At 31.5% G+C, this 21,712-nt stretch carries 18 protein-coding genes; 5 read left to right on the top strand and 13 right to left on the bottom strand.

Annotation, left to right across the window (positions count from 1 at the left end):
* Nucleotides 1-1,005 precede the first annotated feature (1,005 nt).
* The 4 genes from ACTQ5K_RS23440 to ACTQ5K_RS23425 all read right to left on the bottom strand — a co-directional run bounded on the left by ACTQ5K_RS23440 (nucleotide 1,006) and on the right by ACTQ5K_RS23425 (nucleotide 3,317).
* Entirely contained in the window at nucleotides 1,006-1,227 is a 222-nt protein-coding gene (locus ACTQ5K_RS23440; protein ID WP_016205245.1) for a hypothetical protein, read from the bottom strand.
* Between the two features lie 377 nt (nucleotides 1,228-1,604).
* On the bottom strand, nucleotides 1,605-2,021 hold the full coding sequence (locus ACTQ5K_RS23435) for a hypothetical protein (protein ID WP_341100952.1): 417 nt from the start codon (nucleotides 2,019-2,021) through the stop codon (nucleotides 1,605-1,607).
* On the bottom strand, nucleotides 2,021-2,551 hold the full coding sequence (locus ACTQ5K_RS23430) for a hypothetical protein (protein WP_152112372.1): 531 nt from the start codon (nucleotides 2,549-2,551) through the stop codon (nucleotides 2,021-2,023). The genes ACTQ5K_RS23435 and ACTQ5K_RS23430 overlap by 1 nt, the downstream gene beginning before the upstream one ends.
* A 343-nt stretch (nucleotides 2,552-2,894) precedes the next feature.
* Nucleotides 2,895-3,317, bottom strand: a complete 423-nt coding sequence (locus tag ACTQ5K_RS23425; RefSeq protein WP_016205248.1) for a hypothetical protein — start codon at nucleotides 3,315-3,317, stop codon at nucleotides 2,895-2,897.
* Nucleotides 3,318-3,722: 405 nt separating this feature from the next.
* Here ACTQ5K_RS23425 and ACTQ5K_RS23420 point away from each other — a divergent pair, with 405 nt between their 5' ends.
* Complete coding sequence (locus ACTQ5K_RS23420) at nucleotides 3,723-5,297, top strand: Spaf_1101 family AAA-like ATPase (protein ID WP_152112371.1); 1,575 nt, start codon at nucleotides 3,723-3,725, stop codon at nucleotides 5,295-5,297.
* A gap of 29 nt (nucleotides 5,298-5,326) precedes the next feature.
* Nucleotides 5,327-6,250 carry an AAA family ATPase gene (locus ACTQ5K_RS23415; protein WP_369989735.1) on the top strand — a complete coding sequence of 308 codons (924 nt, stop codon included), beginning with the start codon at nucleotides 5,327-5,329 and terminating at the stop codon, nucleotides 6,248-6,250.
* Nucleotides 6,251-6,500: 250 nt separating this feature from the next.
* On the opposite strand, the gene ACTQ5K_RS23410 is transcribed toward ACTQ5K_RS23415, so the two are convergent.
* From ACTQ5K_RS23410 to ACTQ5K_RS23400, 3 genes are all read right to left on the bottom strand, one after another.
* On the bottom strand, nucleotides 6,501-7,175 hold the full coding sequence (locus tag ACTQ5K_RS23410) for an SOS response-associated peptidase (RefSeq protein ID WP_016205108.1): 675 nt from the start codon (nucleotides 7,173-7,175) through the stop codon (nucleotides 6,501-6,503).
* A gap of 1,038 nt (nucleotides 7,176-8,213) precedes the next feature.
* The gene (locus ACTQ5K_RS23405) at nucleotides 8,214-10,343 is read right to left on the bottom strand and encodes a heavy metal translocating P-type ATPase (protein WP_152112369.1); all 2,130 of its coding nucleotides are present in this window, start codon (nucleotides 10,341-10,343) and stop codon (nucleotides 8,214-8,216) included.
* Complete coding sequence (locus tag ACTQ5K_RS23400) at nucleotides 10,336-10,704, bottom strand: ArsR/SmtB family transcription factor (RefSeq protein WP_016205110.1); 369 nt, start codon at nucleotides 10,702-10,704, stop codon at nucleotides 10,336-10,338. Before ACTQ5K_RS23400 ends, ACTQ5K_RS23405 begins: the two co-directional genes overlap by 8 nt.
* A 230-nt stretch (nucleotides 10,705-10,934) precedes the next feature.
* On the opposite strand from ACTQ5K_RS23400, the gene ACTQ5K_RS23395 reads away from it, so the two are divergent.
* Nucleotides 10,935-11,660, top strand: coding sequence for a YwmB family TATA-box binding protein (locus ACTQ5K_RS23395; protein WP_016205111.1), 726 nt, complete (start codon nucleotides 10,935-10,937; stop codon nucleotides 11,658-11,660).
* A 230-nt stretch (nucleotides 11,661-11,890) separates the two neighbouring features.
* On the opposite strand, the gene ACTQ5K_RS23390 is transcribed toward ACTQ5K_RS23395, so the two are convergent.
* A complete protein-coding gene (locus tag ACTQ5K_RS23390; RefSeq protein ID WP_016205112.1) occupies nucleotides 11,891-14,116 on the bottom strand; it encodes a heavy metal translocating P-type ATPase in 2,226 nt (741 codons plus the stop codon).
* Nucleotides 14,117-14,314: 198 nt separating this feature from the next.
* Complete coding sequence (locus tag ACTQ5K_RS23385; protein WP_016205113.1) at nucleotides 14,315-14,659, bottom strand: ArsR/SmtB family transcription factor; 345 nt, start codon at nucleotides 14,657-14,659, stop codon at nucleotides 14,315-14,317.
* Between the two features lie 344 nt (nucleotides 14,660-15,003).
* Between ACTQ5K_RS23385 and ACTQ5K_RS23380 the strand changes: the two genes are divergently transcribed.
* Nucleotides 15,004-15,303 (top strand): hypothetical protein, encoded by a 300-nt coding sequence (locus ACTQ5K_RS23380; protein ID WP_016205114.1) that lies wholly within the window; start codon nucleotides 15,004-15,006, stop codon nucleotides 15,301-15,303.
* Nucleotides 15,304-15,457: 154 nt separating this feature from the next.
* Here ACTQ5K_RS23380 and qoxD read toward each other — a convergent pair whose 3' ends face one another.
* Genes qoxD through qoxA form a run of 4 tightly spaced genes read right to left on the bottom strand, consistent with a single transcriptional unit; the run spans nucleotide 15,458 to nucleotide 19,252 of the window.
* Nucleotides 15,458-15,742, bottom strand: a complete 285-nt coding sequence (qoxD, locus tag ACTQ5K_RS23375) for a cytochrome aa3 quinol oxidase subunit IV (protein ID WP_016205115.1) — start codon at nucleotides 15,740-15,742, stop codon at nucleotides 15,458-15,460.
* Between the two features lie 2 nt (nucleotides 15,743-15,744).
* Entirely contained in the window at nucleotides 15,745-16,341 is a 597-nt protein-coding gene (gene qoxC, locus ACTQ5K_RS23370) for a cytochrome aa3 quinol oxidase subunit III (protein ID WP_016205116.1), read from the bottom strand.
* Nucleotides 16,341-18,287 (bottom strand): cytochrome aa3 quinol oxidase subunit I, encoded by a 1,947-nt coding sequence (gene qoxB, locus ACTQ5K_RS23365; protein ID WP_016205117.1) that lies wholly within the window; start codon nucleotides 18,285-18,287, stop codon nucleotides 16,341-16,343. Before qoxB ends, qoxC begins: the two co-directional genes overlap by 1 nt.
* Nucleotides 18,288-18,337: 50 nt before the next feature.
* Nucleotides 18,338-19,252 carry a cytochrome aa3 quinol oxidase subunit II gene (gene qoxA, locus ACTQ5K_RS23360; RefSeq protein WP_152112368.1) on the bottom strand — a complete coding sequence of 305 codons (915 nt, stop codon included), beginning with the start codon at nucleotides 19,250-19,252 and terminating at the stop codon, nucleotides 18,338-18,340.
* Nucleotides 19,253-19,602: 350 nt separating this feature from the next.
* Here qoxA and ACTQ5K_RS23355 point away from each other — a divergent pair, with 350 nt between their 5' ends.
* On the top strand, nucleotides 19,603-21,549 hold the full coding sequence (locus tag ACTQ5K_RS23355; RefSeq protein ID WP_016205119.1) for an LTA synthase family protein: 1,947 nt from the start codon (nucleotides 19,603-19,605) through the stop codon (nucleotides 21,547-21,549).
* The last annotated feature ends 163 nt before the right edge of the window (nucleotides 21,550-21,712 follow it).

The raw sequence follows: 21,712 nt of genomic DNA, 5'->3' as shown, positions 1-21,712 counted from the left end.
CATAGATAACACTATCCCAAATATGTTATAGTTCCGCTTTTTCCATAGATAACATTATCCCAAATATGTTATAGTTTCGCTTTTTCCATAGATGACCCTACCCCAGATATGTTATAGTTCACTCATTCCATTGATAACATTATCCCAAATATGTTATAGTTTCGCTTTTTCCATAGATGACCCTACCCCAGATATGTTATAGTTCACTCATTCCATTGATAACATTCCCAAATATGTTATAGTTCACTTATCCAAAGATAACACTATCCCAAATATGTTATAGTTCCTTTTTCAAAAGACACTGCATCCCAAAAATTTTATAGTTCAATTATTAAAAGAAAAAACATCCCAAATATGTTATAATTCAAAATCTGAAAAAAGATAACATATTTGGGATGTTTTTTAGTAGTAATTTTTAAGAGCGTATTAAATATATTTTTTAATAAAAAATATATGCATATCATTATGATTTTAAAGATCCTGTGGACTCGAGTAATTTAAGAAATGCAATTTATAAAAGATGTCTTTAAATTATCAACTAAATGTAACGTGCTTAAATATCATTTGTTCATTTGATCCCAAAATTGTTATACTTTATCCCAAAAACGTTATTTTTTATCCCAAATATGATATATTTACTATCATTAAACACAGATATATCAAGGGTTCATCAGATACCTAAAATATTAAAACTATAAAACTAAGGTAACTACATATCCTAAAAATGTTATATTTTATCCCAAAAATGTTACATTTTCACCCTAAATTTGCTATATTTCGTCCCAAAATTGCTATATTTCATCCTAAAAATGTTATATTTTATCCCAATTTTGCTATAATTGTCTACTATTAACCTATTAGTACCAAGGGTTTAAAGCTACGATAAAATATTAAAACATCTAAAACTATTAAAAATAAGTTAAAATATTAAAACTAGAAAGCTAGATAATTTATATATAATAAAGAGTATAGATAAATTATATTATCCATACCCTTTGTTTAGTACTAATATTGTTTGATATAAATTATTTTAAAAGACACCTCTTTTAATTTAGCAATAATACTATCAATTTTATTTTTTGTATTCTCAAAATCCCTAGTAGGGTATTCTTTAAAAAAACCATGAGCCATTACCCATACCTTATTTTCATAACCATAAATGTCAACTTTATTAGTCCAACCATCATTATTTTCAATATCTTCTAATTCTACATGTTTTAATAACATCTTATTTCCTCCAATATAGATTTAGTGTCAAGGATGTGTTCTAGATACTCTCTAACTTACAAAATAGCTGTTATTTGCGCTTCTGTTATAAGAGAAAGGTTTCTTATCTAAAATCTATAATAATTGTTCTAAAAGGATTTTCTCCCCTCTAATGCAATCCTGCTAGTTTACCAGTTTATAATATCAAGTATGATTTTTTTAATGCCTTCTGTGTCCACTTTAGAACATATAATTTCTTGATTCTCTAAAATAAATCTAATGTTTCCTTTTTTTTCGATTATATAATCCCATCCACGTTTATTAAGTATGTCAATTAAATCTTTTTCATTAAGAAACCACTACTAGTGATAATAGTAATAGTGGTTTCTCCCTTTTCCTTATTGGATATTATTGAATAACCTAACAATGTTCACATTCTTAACATTTATATTTAAAATATGAAACATACTATAGTTTACCTTGATAATTCTCTTTGCATGGTCCTCATTAGCAGCCAAAATATCTGTAGTTATATATCTTTCTTGCTCATTAAATTTAAGTAGAACCGACACGAGAAAATGTTTCTTAATTGTTTTTTGGCCATGATAAATTTCTGATGAATTATCAACGAATAATACATCTTCTGTTTTTATTATTTTTGGTATATTGCCTTTTTGAGATATTTTAATAAAAGCGGGTTCATCTTTTATAAGATGATATACAGAAATATTGCCCTTTTCTTCTATTTTTCCGTCAATCAATAATATATTTTCACGAATTTGATAGAAATGTTTACTAGTATAAAAATCAACCATTATGCTAATTCCTCCTCAAATGAAAAAAGATCGTAAGTGGTTGGAATAATATATTCAACCAATTCTTCGATCCTTTTTAACCCGCTTATTAATTTTAAGCTTGTATTCTTTTTACTTCTCAATTGGAACACTACAGTATTATTAGTAACAATTATATTTATACTGTTTTTTTGATAGAAACCCCTTGTGTCAATAGTAATTATAGAGGGACTATTATCTAAAAGTGATAGCCAATCATTAGAGTTTTTCCCTTCCTCCCTTAACATATACTCAATACAGGTAATTGTAGTATTTAAAGTTCCTAATGAAAGGTCAAACATATAAGAAAAGCTCATAGTATTTTTACCATTAAAATACACTCTATATCCCTTTTCTCTTTGATTAGAATGTCCTTTAAATGGTTCAATACGAAAAACTATATCTTCAAAATACCATTCCAATCCATCTTTTTTACTTGAAAATCCTATACCCTTTAATAAGCTTTCTAACTTTGTAGGTTCTAGAGAACAAAAGCATGTGATTTTATACATATGCAATCCTCCTACAGACATTAGAATCAAATAATTTAGTCGTCGTCAAAACCTTTCCCTCCTAGTATTTTGTTTCATTTCTATTAATTTTCTTTTTTGTCATTTACTTTTTTCATAAAAAAAAGCCTTCAGGACAGTTAATAGCACAGCTGCTATTAAAACTGAACCCAAAGGCTCTACATTTACTAAGTAAAAGAAAAATCCAAAATAGAAAAATAATCTGATTTAAGTTTAACTTTTTATCCTATTATTTTCAATAGTTTCAGAAGTTATCAAAAAAGTGAAATATACTATCTTATACTTGAAGGTACTTCACAGTCATAAATTCCATATCTATAATCTTTTACAAAGTTCTATTGGCTTTATTCATTGCTTCAACTAAATTATCTTTAAAAAACAATGGTGCTGTAGGATGGTTTCCATAATTTCCAGATACAAAAGTCATAACTAACTTTCCAGCAGCATCTATTTTAAATTTCGACTCTAAAATCATTTTATTCGAATTAGATCTAAACTTGAACACTAATTCACTGTCGTCAATAAATGCTTTCACACCTTTATAAGTATTTGTTGCTATCTCATTGAGCGTGCTCTCTTTAAGGCCACCAAACGATTTCTCTTCATTAAGTACTGTATCAGAAGCAACTTTAGATAGGTCAACTATCTTAGATGAAATAAAAGGAATTTTCCCCTTCTTTGCACCATAGCCAATAATTATCGTTGCAGCTGCTGTAACAAGAGACCAACCTATCTTTGAAAATTTCATATTGTTCTTTCTCCAATTCTGATTTAAGTAGTTTTCCTTATCTAATTAGGATATTGGTAATTATATCAAAAATCTGAATTCTTTGTTTCACCTATTACAAATGAGAAGAAGTTTAAAAATATTTAGATTCGCTAACATCCGCTCCAAATTTCAGGGGATTACATTGATTAACACTACTACTTGTCAGAAGAAATTGAGTGGTGGTTTATTATAAAAAACATTTCTCTACTAAGAAAATTATTGATATAATTACCATTAATTACAAATGAGAGTGTTTTAAAAATTATAATATTTTATAGGAGCATTGACATTTGCTATAGAAAGTACTCGGAATGGCTTCTATAATGTTGATCTCCATAATTAGTACTTTTTATAATTGAATATACCAGCAAGGAGGTCAATTCATTGAATACACTAGTTAATGAATTTAAAAAAAATAAAACTAAATTTGGTACATTGCAAAAATGTGAAATACACTTACATACTCCTGCTTCCCATGATTATAAACTCACCAAAGGAAAAACGTATAAAGAATTAGAAGTTGAAGATATCTTAGAGATATGCGAAAGGGAATTATTATTTAATAAGGAACAAATACAAACTTTTTCAGAACAAATAACAAAAGGAAATTTTGAGGGTAATGGATACTATAAGTTACTTGAAGAAAAGAACATACCCTATGAAAACTTTAAAGAGTATCTAACCTACATGTTAATTGCACATAAATTATATAGTGAAAACATTCAATTAGTTGTGATTACAGATCACAACACAATCGGAGGATATGATAAACTCAAATTTGCCTTAAATGAGTATTTTAAAACAAGAATAAAATCAAGTGCAACATACCGGAAATCAATTTTCTTACTGTTAGGGTTAGAAATATCCTGTTCTGATAAAAACCATGTAGTAGGAATATTTGATGAAAGTAGCATTTCTGAAGTACAGAAGTTAGTAAATAACCATATTTACTCTACTGTAGATGGAACAATAGATACTAGCCTAACTATTATTAAAAAAATTCAAAAGATTGGTGGAATAGGTTATATAGCCCACATTAACTCTTCTGATTTCTTAGGTACTGGTTTATATAAAAAGGAACTCTTTGCTACTAGTCATCTTTTAGGATTTACAAGTTTAAATAATATAGATAACCTGTTTGAAAAAAAAATTTTACAATACTCAAACAAAAGAAAAGAAGACTTCTGTATAATATATGAAGGTGATTCTCACTATCTAGAAGATATAGGTATAAGAAATACATGGATTAAGATAAACGAATTATCTTTCAACAGTTTTAGAAAAGCATTAACTGATTATAAGTTTTCTATTTACACTGAGAAACCACAAGTAACTGATAAATTCATTAAAAATATCCATGTAAAACCCTCTGATAAGGGTTTTTTAGGGAATATAAGTATTGGTGATAACGGTTTCTATGTAGATTTTTCAAAAGATTTGAATTGTATTATTGGTGGCAGAGGTACTGGAAAGTCTACATTACTAAATTTAATAGATACTATTTTTTCACGTACATCTGCTAATCAGCAACAGCTTAAGTTTCTCGCAGAACATAGAGTTATAGAAATTGAGTTTACCTATAATAACGATGACTATATGCTAAAATTTATTTCACAGCTAGACCCCCACAAGGAGTATTATACTTCTGAATTTTTCTTAGAAAAGGCATTTAAGGAAGAAAGAAATGATATGCATAAATTAATTTTAGCAGATCACTGGATAGATTTATATAAGATTAGCGGTGAGCAAATTGGACCAGTAACTGGATATCTCAAGAATGATATCTTAAATAATGTTTTTCGCCAAAGCTATTCTATAAATAATATTGTACATAGAATAGAAAAAGGTGAGATTGGTGACTTTGTAAAAGAGGTTATTTTCGACGGTATAAGGTTTGATGAAATAGATTCTTTTCTTATGGAGCTTCGAAATACTAATAGGAATACAGAAAATATTTAAAAGAACAAATACCTTCTTTAAAGATTTCTATGAATGAACGAAAAAAGATAGTATCAGAAAAAATAAGCAGCTTTAATGAAAATAATAAAAAAATTTTGCAAATATACTATGGTCACGGTAATAAACCACAACATGATTTCTTAGAAGAGCTACTATTTAATATAAATAGAGAACGTCATATAAAAGGTTTGTTATTAACCTGGGGAGATGTTGAAAGATATCTATACCAAATCATAGAAAAAATTGATTTTTTAGATTTTCTTGAATTACTACTTTGGCAAAGATTCAGTAAGTTAGAAGCGATAGTTAGCTTATCTAGTGTTATGAAAAGTAATGCTAACAAGTCTTTATACGATGTAAATGAAGGTTACGAAGCAATTACAGGTCAAAATTTAAACTCAATTTATAGAGAAATAATTAAAGGATTATTTATAAATCAAAATAATATTGATGCATGTCTAAGAAAGTATTTTGCTGCTAAAGATGATTTTGATATTTATTTTAATATTAATTCTAAAGAATCCACTAAATCACAAGGAGTTTTATTACTTCCAATTGAAACTTTATCTCTTGGACAAAAAGTCGCTGCAATTCTCACATTTATTTTTAATTTTGGCCTACATACCAACGATAATACACCACTTCTTATCGATCAGCCGGAAGATAATTTGGATAGCCAATATATATATATAAATTTAGTTGAAAGTTTAAAAAAAATAAAAAACAAAAGGCAAGTAATTATAGTTACTCATAACCCCAGCATAGTAACTAATGCAGGTGCAGAGCAAGTTATTGTCCTAGCTTCAAATAATGGAAAAGGGTGGGTTGAAGCTCAAGGATATCATGGCAATGCCAAGATAACTAAACATATATTGCAATATCTTGAAGGTGGTGAAGAATCTTTTCTCCACAAGATGGAGACATATAAAACAATATTAGGTTTAGGTAACTAATTTAAATCTTACGATAGAATTTATATTAAAGAGATGAGCGGAAGTTTCATTTATTAATTTGACTTCAAAGAAAAAAGCGTATTCATCTTTAATAGATTAATTAGCATTCGTTTGGAAAATAAACAAAATGACTTCACCTTTTTTCGTAGACCTAGGTATAATTCAGCAAAAATATATAGTGAAATAGTTAAAGCTTCGCAACTTTCTTTATTTATGTATGGCGACATATTTTTACTAATTGGTTAATTCATCAACAAATTTGCTGAATTAAGCTAGGTGAATTGTTTTTTGGAGAATTAACATCACTTGAAACTTCAAAAGCTTCCATTTGTTCAAAGTCAAAGGGAACAAGTAATTTACTTAACGAGTTAGTATCTGTATTTGTTGGATTTAGCCAGAATTGTTCATCTTCAGGTTTTAATATTACTGGCATTCTATCATGTATTTCAGTCATTAACTTATTTGGTTGAGTGGTAATTACAGAACAAGAATATATCATTTCTCCTTCTGGGGATTTCCAAGATTCCCATAAACCAGCCATACCAAATGGTTGATCATTTTTCAGTTTAATACGCATAGGAATTTTACGTTCATCTGTACGTTTCCATTCATAGAACGAATCAGCAAGGATTAAACAGCGTTTCTTTTTATAGGCATTTCGAAAACTTGGTTTTTCGGCAATTGTTTCTGAACGAGCGTTAATCATTTTATAACCGATTTTCATATCTTTAGACCAGGGAGGAATCAATCCCCAACGTAAATATCCAAGACGATTCTTTTCCCCATCATTAATCACAGAAAGTACGGATTGAGAGGGAGCTACATTATAATTTGGATTATAAAGGGATTCTTCAATTGCTGAGTCGATATTAAAGCGGTCAATAATTGTTCCAAAGTCAGTAAATAAAGTAAAGCGACCACACATGCTATCACCTGCTTTTTAGGTTAAGTGTAGCAAAGTAGAATACGGAAAACAAACGAGTAGTAACTTATCGTCAAGTACGATAACTACTACTACTTATTATTATATTATTAATAATACGAAATCAGCCTTAAAAAAAATAACGCGCTACCTTCAGGCTGCGCGTTTATAAATATAACTACTATCCCTACTATTTTTCTCTTTATATTTTTTTCTTGTTCCCTTTTAATAACTAAACGCAATTAAAAATTTCTACCCGACTTTTTTGAAATAACTTTAAATTTTTCTTTCAGTCTTCTATTTGATAACCTATGAGATATTTTTTGATAACGGCAGTTCTTTTATATTTGACCATAAAACTTCAATTGTTTTTTTTCCATTAGCAGCATTAAAGGTGATTTTATTTATATAAGTAAGTTTAACTAGATGCTTCTCAGTATAAAAGGTAGATGTTTTGTAAACAAGAGAGTGTTTATTATTTTTAGATTTTTTTATTAGCAAAATTATCATCCTTTATTTTTTTCTTAATTTTATTAAGAAAAGTGAGGTTGAAATGATAATTTTGACAATGAATTTTTCATTTTCTTTTTCTCCAATTGTATAGAGATAATAAATACGTTTTTTTGACATAAAAAACAAGAACCATCCTACGATATATTGTAGGATGGATTATTTAAAGTTGTTAATTTTGTATCACTATAATTATTCTTATCTTCGAATTTGATAATAAAGTTGTTTGATTTTTAATTAACTAACGCCCCCTATTGTTTAAGTGTTATTTTTCACAAACTTATTCACTAGGTACTTTATTATTTATTATTGGAATGCAACCCCGTTTGGACTTCATAAAATATTTTATGAAATTCCTTTGTTTTCTAACATATACATCATTTTTAGAAAACTGACCTAGGATATTTGTTTTTTATTCTATTGAAGATGATAAAGGGCTTCTCTGTATCTACCCTTGCTTATATTTTTGATTTGTTCCTTGTTAAAAAAAGGCATTCCTGCTAAAAACAGGAATGCCACCTAATAAAGTTATTAATTCTTTACCTTTAATAACCTTAAACTATTTAATGTTACCAAAAGGGTTGCTCCCATATCAGCAAATATGGCTATCCATAATGTTAACCAGCCAGGAATTACTAAGACTAAAGCTAATAATTTTATAGCCAAAGAGAAAGTAATGTTTTGCTTGATAATGGTTAAAGCTTTGCGGCTTAATTTAATCGTATACGGTAATTTACTTAAATCATCAGACATTAGAGCAATATCTGCTGTTTCTAGTGCTGTATCAGTTCCAGCACCTCCCATAGCCACACCTACTGTTGAAGCTGCTAGTGCTGGCGCATCGTTTACACCGTCTCCAACCATTGCAACACTTTGATGTTTGCCACGAAGTTCTTTAATATAATTTAGTTTATCCTCTGGAAGCAAATCAGCTTTAATATCCGAAACACCAACTTGTTTTCCAATGGCTAACGCAGTCCTTTCATTATCACCAGTTAGCATAACTGTTTCAATTCCGTATTTGTTTAACTTGTCTATTACTTCTCTGGAAGATTCTCTAATTTCATCAGCTACAGCAATTAATGAAAGGATCTCTTGATTTGTTCCTAGAACCATAACAGTTTTACCCTCAGTTTGCATACGGGTAATATGTTCTTCAGTGGAACTTTCAATCTTGCCATGTAATTCTTGGAATAGGTTAGGGCTTCCAACATAGTACATTTCATTACTAACTCTTGCTTTTACACCCTTACCTGTAATGGATTGAAAATCTTCTACAATCACTTCATTTATATTCAATCCTGTTTCTTCTGCTTTTCTTAAAATGGCGGAAGCAAGGGGATGCTGTGAACCTTTTTCAATAGCTGCTGTAACTTTTAATAATTGTTCTTTATTTCCGTTAAAAGTAACTAAATCCGTAACAGCTGGAACACCTTTAGTTAAAGTTCCTGTTTTATCAAATGCAATTGCTTTTAAGTGTCCTGTTTCTTCTAAATGAATTCCACCTTTTATTAGAACGCCATTTTTTGCAGCATTCCCTATAGCAGTTACGATGGAAACAGGAGTAGAAACAACTAATGCACAAGGACAACCGACAACTAGTACAGCCAAACCTTGATAAATCCATTCACTCCAATCACCACCAAACAACGGAGGAATTACTGCTATTAAAACTGCCAGAATAACAATTGCAGGTGTATAGTATTTGGCAAATTTATCAACAAACGCTTGAGAAGGTGCTCGTTCAGCTTGTGCTTCTTCAACAAGGTGAATAATTTTAGATAATGTCGTGTCTTCTACTCGTTTCGTTACTCTTACTTCAAGTAGTCCTTCTTCATTTAATGTTCCTGCAAAAACCTCATCGTCAATAGTTTTTGTCACAGGAACACTTTCACCTGTAATGGCTGCCTGATTCAGTGTAGATGTTCCTTTGACAACTGTCCCATCCATCGCTAGTTTTTGTCCAGGCTTAACAATCATGATGTCTCCAACTTGTATATCATTTACATGAATTATCATCTCTTCATTTCCACGACGAATTAACGCTTCTTTTGGAGCGATATCCATTAGTGATTCAATAGATTGACGTGCTTTATCCATTGAATAGCGCTCTAATGCTTCACTAATTGCAAATAAAATAACAACTGTTGCGCCTTCACCCCATTCACCAATAATAGCAGCACCTATTATCGCAATGGTCATCAGTGTATTCATATCAAAATTTAGCCGAACAAGATTTTTTAGCCCTTTTAAGAATAAAGAATATCCTCCAATAACAATAGATGCTGCATAGCCAATATTCGTAAGAATATGTTCTTCTCCAAATTGCTCTCCTATAAACCAACTTATAACTAGTAATATGGCGGAAATATACACTTTAATGTTTTCTTTTTGTTTCCAAAAGGGTTCTCGTTCCACTTGTTGTTCTTTTTCATCACGAATTTTTAGATTCTCAAAAGCTCCGGCTTTTTCTAATTCTTCAATGGTTGTGTTTCCTTGAACATAAACCTTAGATGCTCCAAAATTTACTTTTGCATCCTGTACTCCAGAAAGATTTTTAACATTGTTTTCAAATTTGGCTGCACAGTTCGTACAAGTGAATCCTTGAACACGATATGCTTTCATTTCTTGTTCGGATAGTTTTCCTTGCTGATCAGACATTTACTTTCACCTCATTAATATTAGTTAGAGCAATCATCATTATTTGCCGAATATGTTCATTACCTAAGGAGTAAAACGCTAATTTCCCTTCCTTCCTATAGTTAACAATACCTTGCTTATGAAGAGTTCTTAAATGATGAGAAGCATTAGCAACGCTTGCACCAATAATATTAGCCACATCACAAACGCATAATTCTTCATCTTGGCACAAGGCATAGGTAATCTTTGCTCTATTTTCATCAGCAATGGATTTTAACAATTGGGACAAACTAGAGAAATCAACCTTGTTCAAATCTCCTTGTATTCGATTGACTTTTTCTTCGTCATAACAATAAATTTCACATATATCCTTTTTAATCATTTCTTTCCCCCTATACTCGTTCATTCAAATATACATTTGAATATAGTATACCCCTTACTCATCTTTTTATTCAAGTCAATATTTGAATAAAGAACAAACAAAATGAGAAGCCAACTAATCAAAATATTTATAAATGGATAATAATCCTAACTATTCAATTTTAAAAATAGTAATCTAGTATAAATTGTCTTTTAGTTGGCTATTCTTTTTTATAAGGGGAGTTGAAAAAAATGAAAAAATCCATATTAATTTTATTATGTCTTTTACTACTAGTAACTATTACAACCAAGGAAACTAAAGCTTTTTATGCAGATAATGAGTTAAGTCAGATTACAAAAATAGCTAATAAAAACAATATAAAGGTAACTACATGGAGTATGTATATAAAAGAACCAATTGGACAATTTACTAAAATGAGAGATCTTGATCAAGCAATTTCCACTTTCATGAGAACGGAAAAAGATTATACTTGGTCTAAAAAACAAGCTGAGAAAGATCATTATAAAATTGAAGGGAATAAAAAGTCTTCCAATTTAGAAATGGAAGAGAAAATCTTAATCATTATTTATTCTCAAAAAGGTAAATATAATTTAAGTATTACTTATGATGTAAAAGGTGATTGGAATGAAAGCAAATGGCCAAGAATTTTCAATATGTATAAACAAAAAATAGAGAACTATTCTACATTTTATACGGTTCAAGGAACTACAGATATAGAACAACCTTTGTATACAGAAGCATCCGAATTATTGGTTAGTTTTTCGGGAGAAGAATTACAAAGTCTTAATGAAGATAATTTTATTTCGCTATCTGCATATACAAAACGTTTGGAAACTAAACTTCCTCTTGGTGATAATCAATATATGAACCTTCATATCGCATACAGATTGACTAATGAATCGGCGGATCAGGTAAAAGTAACGATTGGTACCCCTATTATTACGTCAGAGTATTAACACAAAAAACGAGATGTCGTTATTAGACATCTCGTTTTACAGTTTTACTTTTCATTCGTAGTAACATAATGCATTTAAAATAACGGTTAAAGCTGGCCCTGTATCACTTATGAGCTAGCCTTTTCTTCAGACTTCGGAGACAACAATCACTTACTACTTTCGCTGCATCCTTAGTAGAATCTTTACTACAACATCCGCTTCTGTATAATCCATGGCTAAAGGCCAAATGATTAAATGTTTTTTACTCTTAATATTCTCATTGCATTCAGAACAGCAAGTAAGGTAACACCTACATCTGAAAATACTGCTTCCCACATCGTAGCAATTCCAAAAGCTCCAAGTAATAAGAAGATCGCTTTTACTCCTAGTGCGAATATGATATTTTGCCAAACAATACTTCTAGTCCGCTTAGCAAGTTTTATTGCTGTTGCTATTTTAGATGGTTCATCAGTCATTATTACAATGTCTGCAGCTTCAATTGCTGCATCTGATCCTAATCCACCCATTGCCATACCAACATCTGCTCTAGCTAATACAGGTGTATCGTTTATCCCATCACCAACAAACAAAATCTTATCTTTAGAATTCTTGGCAGCATCTAATTTTTCAATCTCTTCCACTTTATTTTGAGGAAGAAGTTCTGAATGTACCTCATCGATTCCAAGGATATTTCCAACTTGCTCGCCAACTGATTTTGCATCTCCAGTTAGCATTACTGTCTTTTTAATCCCTTGTTGTTTTAATGATTGAATTGCCTCAGGAGAATCTTCTTTAATCTTATCCGAAATGACAATAGATCCGATAAAATTCTTATCATAAGCTACATAGACAATCGTACCAATTTCACTATAGTTGTGATACTTTATATTCTCTTTCATCATTAGTTTATGGTTTCCAGCTAATATTTCTTTACCGTCCATTATGACTGAAATTCCATGGCCTGGTATTTCATTATAACTTTTAATACTGTCATCCTGTATTTCTTTCCCATAAGCCTTTTTAATGGATTCTGCTATTGGATGATTAGAATATGCTTCTGCGTAAGCAGCATATTTTATTATTTCAGCTTCTGTAAACCCGTTAGCCGGATGAATAGAAACAACCTCAAATACACCTTTAGTTAAAGTACCAGTCTTATCAAATACCACATACTTCACATCATTTAAAGCCTCTAAATAGTTACTTCCTTTTACTAAGATACCCTTTTTTGAAGCTGCGCCTATTCCGCCAAAGAAACCTAAAGGTATAGAGACAACTAAAGCACAAGGACAAGAAATAACTAAAAAGATTAACGCTCTATATAACCACTCGGAAAATGTAGCACTAGGCATTAATATCGGAGGTACTACAGCTAATAAAACAGCTATTATTACAACCACCGGAGTATAGTACCTAGCGAATTTCGTAATAAAGTTCTCTGTTGGAGCTTTACGACTGCTTGCATTTTGTACTAACTCTAAGATTTTAGAAACGGTGGATTCACTAAACTCTTTTGTAACTTTTACAGTTAAAAATCCATTTTTATTAATGAATCCGCTTAGTACATCATTACCACTTTCAATATCTCTAGGGACTGACTCCCCTGTTAACGCTGACGTATCGACACTAGATGTACCCTCTAAGACCACGCCATCTAAGGGCACTCTTTCGCCAGGTTTTATTACAATAATGTCCCCAATAGAAACTTCCTCAGGGTCGACTTTTTTTATTTCTGAACCTATTTTAATATTTGCATAGTCAGGACGAATCTCCATTAAACTGCTAATTGATTTCCTAGAACGATTAACAGCGATACTTTGGAATAACTCACCAACTTGATAAAATAACATTACTGCTACACCTTCTGGATACTCTTGAATCGCAAAAGCTCCAATAGTTGCTAAAGCCATTAAAAAGTGTTCATCAAACACCTGTCCTCTAGTTATATTCTTTATAGCTCGAAGAACAATATCTCCACCCACTATTAGATAAGCAATTAAGAATGTTACCAATTCTAAAGTCCCGCTTAATGGAGCAAAGATACCCAATCCAAAAATAATGCCTCCTATAATTAACCTGCTAATCATTTTCTTTAGATCATTACTTCCATGTTCATGGGTATGCCCATGAGCATGTGAGTGCCCGTGGTCGTGATCATGATTATGATTATGATCATGGACATGTTCATGGGTATGTTCACCTGAGTGTGATTGAGCTTTTTTCTTCTGCCTTTTTTGTTTCTCTAAAAGTTTAACATGGGGTTCTAGACGAGTAATTGTTTTTTCTGCTTTCGTTAATATCTCTACCTCTTGCTCTTTATCGTATTGCAAAGATATAGTCTGGGTTGCAAAATTAACATTACATTCTTTAACCCCGTTTATAGAAGAAACACCTCTCTCAATCTTCATGGCACAATTTGCACAATCTAAACCTTCTAAGGTAAATTCCCTTTTTAATTGATGTTTTCCTTCTCCCATAGATGTACCCCTCCTATATAGATATACCCCAATTTCCGAATTGTAAATATATGAACAGATATACATATAATCATATATAAATTATATGTACACAATTGCATTTGTGTCAATATCAATTTATATTTTATCCTTAGATGAAGATGGGGAAGGAAAAATCCCCATCCTTCAAATTGAATAACACATTCCTTTATGGAATTGTTAATGTTGGGCATGATCTATCATTTGATTTAAAACACTCATAACATGTTCATCATCACATGAATAAATAATGGTCGTTCCTTCTCTTCTATATTTTACAAGGCGAAGATTTTTCAAAAAACTTAATTGATGTGAAACTGTAGATTGCAGCATTTGTAACTTTTCAGCAATTTCGTTTACTGAGTGTGGTTTATCTGAAAGTAGATGTAATATCTTAATCCTTGTTGGTTCAGAAAGAGCCTTGAAAGTTTGAGAAACGATAAAAAGAGTTTCTTCATCTAATTTATTATTATAGTAATCCGTTGTAGAACCATTATAATCTTTATCTTCACCTAAATGTTCCATAAATTCTTACTCCTTGGTAATAATTTCTTACTATTATAGCATATTTTTTCAAACACCCTTCTTTAGATGCTCTAAATGTTATTAACCAACTATAGTATAGATTAACTCCCTTTAGTAACAATTATAATTACATTAAAACTAAATTATATTCACATTAAAAAGGCGGAGTATATAATTAACAGCAAAATTAAAAATTAAAAATTAAAAAAATTGTACCAAATTTTTCAAACTATAACTCAAAAACTCTAGAGTTACATGGTAAATGAAATCTTTGAATGTATATTTTAATACCTAACAGAAAAAAATAACGTCTGTAGTGAATTTTAAAAATGGAGGTATGAATTATGAGTCACTTTACTGATCATCATCACTCAGGGGAAACTGTAAAAGAATCTGGCCAGTATATAGATGCAGGCGGAGCAAAACAGGAACTAATTCAAGGAGATACTTTTCCGAATTGCCCCAATACAGGAAAGGAAACAACTTGGACACATGCTAGTCACACTCATCAAACAGGAGATACTGTTATGGAGTCTGGACATTATATAGATGCGGATGGCGAACATGTGGTGCTACAGCAAGGAGACAAGTTTCCATCATGTCCTAAAACTGGTCAATCAGTTACTTGGACACATGAACAATAATTATATTTGTTCAATAAAGTAAAAGATAATTATTTTTTAATTAAAACACAAAAGGCATGGTATTAACCATGCCTTTTGTATTTTTATCATTATTGATCTAAAAGTTGTTAAATTTTATAAAATGGAACGGGTTAGAGTAAAGTAGTACTCTTTTTTAATAATATCCCCATATTAAAGCGAGCAGTGTTCCGAAAACAGTTACAATCGCAATAAATAGACCATAATATATACTAGTGTATATGACTTTTTTGTCTTTTGATTCACCTGCATGCATGAAAATTACTAGTTGTACCAAAGCCTGAATAAAAGCTGTTATTAACAGTATGGTAGAACCCATAGCAAATGAAAGGTCAAAAAAATAAACAGTCAATGCTATGGCGGTAAGTATTAAAGAAGAGAGAAAGCCCATAACATGTTTTTTAGGAAATAATTCACTCATATTTACATCATCCCTTTCAAGAATACAAAACTATAAAGGAATATCCAGACAACATCTATAAAGTGCCAGTAAAGAGAGAAAATAAATGCTTTATTGGCTGTCCTTTCATTTATCCCATCTCTTTTTATTTGTAGTATGATTAATGTACCCCATAAAATACCGAACGCTACGTGAGCTCCATGCGTTCCTAAAAGAGTGAATAGGATTGCAGTAAAGCCACTAGTTTGTAAAGTTGCTCCCTCATGAATGTAGACAACAAAATCGTAAATTTCCACTCCTAAAAATGCTAAACCAAGTACAAGAGTTGCCGCAAAAAATGCAAGCATAGCTTTTTGTTTCTTCAGTCTCATCGCATTTATAGCTAATCCTATTGTAAAACTACTTCCTAATAACAATATTGTCTCAATAACAACAGGTGTAATTTCAAATATTTCTGCACCAGTTGGCCCGCTTCCTGTCCGATCTACAAGTGTAAAATACGAGGCAAAAAGCGTTCCAAATAGTGCTATTTCTGCACCAAGGAATATCCAAAAACCAAGAATGTTTAAGCGATTTTGTTGGGTACTATATTCAAGAGGCAATGAATTATCAATCTTCATTATTTTGGACCTCCCAACGAGTCTTCAATTTTTTCTACTGTTTCCTTAGAGATATACCTTCCATTGTCTTTTTCAGTGGAACGCAATGCTAAACAAATAAATATAGCTACTGTTGCTAGGATTAAAAGTATCCAAAGTGCGAATACAAATGCAAAGCCCCAAATAAAAAATAGGAATCCAAAAATAAATGGCATGCCACTATTATTTGGCATGTGAATCTTTTCAATATTACCTCTAAATAGTTTGTATCCCTTTTTCTTGGAATCCCAGAAGGCCTCGGTTGAATCAACTGTCGGAGTGATTGCAAAATTATACTCTGGTACAGGTGATTTAGTTGCCCACTCTAACGAGCGAGCGTCCCATGGATCTGACGAAATATTTCTTGGTGAATTTTTGTAACTGTATAAAATATTGTAAACTATTAAAACAAATCCTACTAAAAGACCTAGAGCTCCTATAAAGGAAATCATATTCCAGATACCGAAACCAGTTGACTCAGAGTAAGTGTACATTCTTCTAGCTTGTCCATCTAAACCTGATATGAACATTGGGAAAAAGGCTACACAAACACTTATCGAAATAAACCAGAACGCCCATTTTCCAATTCTCTCGTTTAGCATGTATCCAAACATCTTTGGCCACCAATAAGTAAGACCAGCAAGCATTGCGAATACAACCCCAGGAATTATAACTAAGTGAAAGTGAGCTACTAAAAACATGGTATTGTGGTATTGATAGTCAGCACTGGCCATTCCAAGCATTACTCCTGTTACCCCACCAATTGTGAAAATAGGAATAAATCCTAAAGAATAAAGCATAGGAACTGTAAATTCAATTTTCCCTTTTCTAAGCGTAAACAGCCAGTTAAATATTTTGATACCGGTTGGTACAGCAATAGCCATAGTTGTGATAGAGAAAATACTATTAACCAAAGCGCCTTGTCCCATAGTGAAGAAGTGATGAACCCAAACTAAAAAGGACAGAACAGATATAGCCACTATGGAAATTACCATTGACTTATAACCATATAGATTTCTTCTTGCGAATGTTGGTATTATTTCACTGTATATTCCGAACGCTGGTAATATGAGGATATATACTTCAGGATGTCCCCAAACCCAGAATAGGTTTGCCCAAAGCATATCCATCCCACCATCAGTGGTTGTGAAGAAGTTAGTACCAAAAAGTCTATCCATTGTCCCCATAATTAACGCTATTGTTAAAATGGGAAAGGCAAAAACAATAATTAAGTTTGTAATCAATGCTGACCAAGTAAACATCGGCATTTTCATAAGAGTCATTCCTGGAGCTCTCATTTTTAGTATAGTAGTAACAAAGTTAATACCTGTTATCAATGTACCAATCCCAGAAATTTGTAAAGCAATCATGTAATAATTGGTACCTACTGACTTACTAAAATCTGTACCCGCTAGTGGAAAATAAGAAGACCATCCTGCATCTGGAGACCCCCCTACAACGAAAGATATGTTAAATAACATAGCTCCAAAGAAATATAACCAGAAACTAACGGCATTGAGCCTAGGAAAGGCTACATCTCTTGCGCCAATTTGTAATGGTACAACAAAGTTCATAAGTGCCATTATAAAAGCCATCGCCATAAATATAATCATAACTACACCGTGTGTAGTAAATACTTCATTATATTCCTGAGCATTCAATAAATTATTATCAGGAACAGCTGTTTGTGCCCGCATCATAATGGCATCTGCTCCACCACGGAAGAGCATTAGTAATGCGGAGATTAAATACATAATCCCTATTCTTTTATGGTCTACAGTTGTAAGCCACTCTCTCCATAGATATCCCCATTTCTTTGTATACGTAATAAATACTAGGATGCCTATCATGGTAAGGACTATAGCAACCATTGAAGCATAGATTGTTGGCCCAGGATTGGGAACAGCAAACCTATCAAAAAAATCCATGTAATAGTACTCCTTTCAAGAAAAAATAATTTTATTTGAAGAATATATAATTAATGGTCCATTCCTTCCATATCCATATCCTCCATGTCCATATCTTTTGTATTTTCTGTGTCTTCGTTTTTCTCTTCGCTAGTAGATTTTTTCATATCATGAGGTGGTGGTGAAAAGCCTAAATGAGTACCATTGAAAGTCAACTGACCTAAGTGTCCAGGATTTAAAAGCTCCTCAAATTTATCTTCTGTTAGCGTGTCAGCAGTATCCTTTACTTCTGATATCCACTTTTCATATTCTTCCTTTGACATTGCTTGAACATTAAAGGTTTGTTGAGCAAATCCTTCACCAGTAAAATTTGCGTTACGTCCCATATATTCTCCAGGAACATCGGCTGCTAAATTTAATGTGTTTAGCATATCTGCCATTGCGTACTTTTGCCCACCTAGCTGCGGTATCCAAAAGCTTGATATCGGGCCATAAGAATATAACTTAAACTGAATCGGGCGATCTGTAGGAATGAACAAATAATTAACGGTTTCTATATTTTCTTCTGGATAACTAAAATGCCACTTCCAGTTGGAAGATGAAGCGTAAATTACTAACGGCTCTTCCTTGTATCCTTTAGGTACATTTTCTACCTCATAGGTTGACTTAATGGTTATAAAAGATAGGAATGCCACTATCAGAATGGGAATAGCAGTCCATATAATTTCTAATTTAATACTTCCCTCGATATGAGGTGGTTCATAGTCCTTGGATTGTTTAGAAGCTTTATATTTCCAAAGCATATAAAAATATAAAGACAAAACTACTATAACTACGATTGCCATTGTCCAAATGGAAATTTTAATGACATCTGCAGTTATTCGACCTTGCGGTCCCTTTGGATCTAAAACCATTAAGGGCTCACATGCCGTTAAAACAACAAGACTAAGTAAGGTTGCAAAATATAAGATTTTTTTTAATTTCATATTTATTTTCCTTTCCTTGTAAAATTAAAGTTGATTTCTCCTTTCTGAATAATGCATACATGAACATTTAAGCATATTTAAATAAAAACATATGCGCAATTATTCATTTTAGTGTTAACTATACCTTTTAAGTTAGATTACACTACTCTCATAATGTTAACACAATAAAAATCATAGGAATGTGACAAAATATTGAAGGAAATTTATTCCATAACAGTTTGGTTATTACTATAATTTTTTGTTTCTATACTCTATAATTATATATGTTCATGTAAGCATGTTTAGATAAAGCTTATAATTACTTGAAACATTTTTTAATATTAATATTTCTTAAATTAGGTGGTGTAAAAATGAGGGTCTCCTCTATAAAAGAAACAAGAGTAGAGATAAGTTTTTTATTTTTCTATCTCTTATCAGTTTTCTTTCTTTGGATAAAAACGTATCTGGTCCAGTTCACTCAGTTTGACTTAGGAATTTCCAACTTAATGCAGCAATTTTTATTACTATTAAATCCACTCGGTTCAGCATTATTCTTTTTAGGTATTTCAATGTTATTTAAAGCTAAAAAGAAGTACTTAATCTTAATTTCCATGTATCTATTTTTATCTTTGTTACTCTTTGTAAATGTTCTCTATTACCGATTTTTCAACGATTTTATTACTTTGCCCACATTAACCCAAACTCAAAATTTTGGAGATGTAAGTGGTAGTATATTATCATTATTAAAACCTTATGATGTTCTGTTTTTTCTAGATTTATTAATTCTTATTCTTTTCCTAGTCTTTCGGTTAGTTAAAATAGATATGAAAGAACCTAGAAGAAGAACTAAACTAGGTATTTTTACAGTTACTATGATTTTTTCTATTTTAAACCTCGTTTTAGCTGAAGTTGACAGACCACAATTGTTAACAAGGGGATTCGATCGAAATTACATTGTAAAATATCTGGGGTTATATAACTACACTATTTATGATGGCATACAGAGTTCAAAAGCATCTGCCCAAAGGGTCATGGCATCAAGTGATGAAATGACGGAAGTAATAAATTATACTAAATCAAATTATGCAAAACCTAATCCAGAATATTATGGTATTGGCAAAGGCATGAATGTAATTTACTTTCATTTAGAATCGATTCAAAACTTTGTTATTAACTACAAATTAAATGGAGAAGAAGTTACTCCATTTTTAAACTCATTAACGAAGGAAAAAAATACTTTATATTTTAAAAATTTTTTCCATCAAACTGCACAAGGAAAAACATCTGATGCAGAATTCATGGTAGAAAATTCTCTATATGGCTTACCTAGTGGTTCAGCCTTTACCATGAAAAGTGGGAACACCTACCAAGCAGCACCGGGTATTCTAGGGCAGAAAGGCTATACTTCAGCAGTATTCCACGGAAATGCAGGCAGTTTTTGGAACAGGAATGAGATGTATAAATCATTAGGTTATAACAACTTTTTTGATGAAAGCTATTATAGTGGCATTAACGAGGAACAGATGACTGATTATGGAATTATGGACAAGCCCTTTTTTAATAAATCCATTCCATTGCTTAATTCTTTGAAACAACCTTTCTACGCAAAATTTATATCTGTTTCTAATCACTATCCTTATTCCATAAATCAAGAAGAAACTACTATCCAAGCAAATAATACAGGTGATAAGTCAGTAGATGATTATTTTCAAACTGCCCGCTATGCAGATGAAGCACTTGAAAATTTCTTTGATTACCTAAAGGATTCTGGTCTATACCATAATTCCATTATAATTATGTACGGGGATCATTACGGTATCTCCCAAAACCATAACTCAGCAATGGAAAAGGTTATAGGGAAAAAAATAACTCCATTTGAATCAGCTGGCTTGCAGCGTGTACCACTATTTATCCGTGTACCTGGACAAGAAGGTGGAATTAAAGAAGAGTACGGGGGTCAGATAGATTTATTGCCTACTCTTCTACACCTTCTTGGTATGGATACAAAAGAGTATATTCAATTTGGTTCAGACTTACTGTCAGAAGAACATAATCAACTTGTACCTTTTAGAAACGGTGAATTTGTTAGCCCAACCATTTCCTCAGTTGATGACAATTTTTATAACTCGGAGACAGGAGAGTTATTAGAAGCTGATAAAATTGAAGAAGCCATTGAAACTCAAAAAAAGGTTGCTAACATCCTATCCCTTTCAGACCAAGTGGTTAATGGTGATTTATTAAGATTTTATACACCTAAGAACTTTACCCCTATCGATCCTTCTCAATACATTTATAAAAAATTTGAGAACGATGAGTAATTAATAAAGAAACCTGATAGTCCACTGGGATTATCAGGTTTCTTTATATTTAATCTTTTTAAACCACAGGCTATGCCTGTGTGCAAATGAAACTTGTAGAGTTGTATCAGAAAAAAACTCCAATCGTTATAATAGAAGATGGCCGTCAAACCAACTTCTATTA

The organism is Niallia sp. Sow4_A1 (assembly GCF_052116745.1).
GTDB classification, from domain to species: domain Bacteria; phylum Bacillota; class Bacilli; order Bacillales; family Cytobacillaceae; genus Niallia; species Niallia hominis.
This window is presented reverse-complemented; position numbering and strand designations above follow the sequence as displayed.

Coding starts and splice junctions, on each gene's coding strand:
- qoxB (WP_016205117.1), bottom strand. CDS start 18,287: ATGGATTTTTTTGATAGGTTTGCTGTTCCCAATCCTGGGCCAACAATC.
- ACTQ5K_RS23435 (WP_341100952.1), bottom strand. CDS start 2,021: ATGGTTGATTTTTATACTAGTAAACATTTCTATCAAATTCGTGAAAAT.
- qoxC (WP_016205116.1), bottom strand. CDS start 16,341: ATGAAGATTGATAATTCATTGCCTCTTGAATATAGTACCCAACAAAAT.
- qoxD (WP_016205115.1), bottom strand. CDS start 15,742: ATGAGTGAATTATTTCCTAAAAAACATGTTATGGGCTTTCTCTCTTCT.
- ACTQ5K_RS23415 (WP_369989735.1), top strand. CDS start 5,327: ATGAATGAACGAAAAAAGATAGTATCAGAAAAAATAAGCAGCTTTAAT.
- ACTQ5K_RS23410 (WP_016205108.1), bottom strand. CDS start 7,175: ATGTGTGGTCGCTTTACTTTATTTACTGACTTTGGAACAATTATTGAC.
- ACTQ5K_RS23405 (WP_152112369.1), bottom strand. CDS start 10,343: ATGTCTGATCAGCAAGGAAAACTATCCGAACAAGAAATGAAAGCATAT.
- ACTQ5K_RS23395 (WP_016205111.1), top strand. CDS start 10,935: ATGAAAAAATCCATATTAATTTTATTATGTCTTTTACTACTAGTAACT.
- ACTQ5K_RS23380 (WP_016205114.1), top strand. CDS start 15,004: ATGAGTCACTTTACTGATCATCATCACTCAGGGGAAACTGTAAAAGAA.
- ACTQ5K_RS23390 (WP_016205112.1), bottom strand. CDS start 14,116: ATGGGAGAAGGAAAACATCAATTAAAAAGGGAATTTACCTTAGAAGGT.
- qoxA (WP_152112368.1), bottom strand. CDS start 19,252: ATGAAATTAAAAAAAATCTTATATTTTGCAACCTTACTTAGTCTTGTT.
- ACTQ5K_RS23425 (WP_016205248.1), bottom strand. CDS start 3,317: ATGAAATTTTCAAAGATAGGTTGGTCTCTTGTTACAGCAGCTGCAACG.
- ACTQ5K_RS23355 (WP_016205119.1), top strand. CDS start 19,603: ATGAGGGTCTCCTCTATAAAAGAAACAAGAGTAGAGATAAGTTTTTTA.
- ACTQ5K_RS23400 (WP_016205110.1), bottom strand. CDS start 10,704: ATGATTAAAAAGGATATATGTGAAATTTATTGTTATGACGAAGAAAAA.
- ACTQ5K_RS23440 (WP_016205245.1), bottom strand. CDS start 1,227: ATGTTATTAAAACATGTAGAATTAGAAGATATTGAAAATAATGATGGT.
- ACTQ5K_RS23430 (WP_152112372.1), bottom strand. CDS start 2,551: ATGTATAAAATCACATGCTTTTGTTCTCTAGAACCTACAAAGTTAGAA.
- ACTQ5K_RS23385 (WP_016205113.1), bottom strand. CDS start 14,659: ATGGAACATTTAGGTGAAGATAAAGATTATAATGGTTCTACAACGGAT.